A 278-nucleotide genomic window follows, 5' to 3' on the forward strand; every position below is an offset into this window, starting at 1 on the left:
TGCCGGCCTGCCCGAGACCGCAGGCGTCAACGACGTGCTCGCGCATGACAAGGTCCGAGTCGCGATCGCGCAGGGTCTGGCGAAGCTCAAGCAACACGGCGCCAATTCCTCCGGCCACGCCACGCGCGCGCTGCTGCTCGCGGAGCCGCCGTCGGTCGACGGCGGTGAGATCACCGACAAGGGCTACATCAACCAGCGCGCCGTGCTGACGCGGCGCGCCGATGCCCTGGCGCGGTTGAATGACAATGCGTCGGGCGAGTGGATCGGTTGCTACTGAT

Annotated in this window: 1 pseudogene; it reads left to right on the top strand. The window is 68.3% G+C overall.

The features are described 5' to 3' along the window. Positions 1 to 277, top strand: a pseudogene (locus tag AC0L21_RS38120) (feruloyl-CoA synthase); the annotation flags it as partial. Between the last annotated feature and the right edge of the window lies 1 nt (position 278).

It is taken from the genome of Bradyrhizobium sp. WSM4873 (assembly GCF_055811355.1).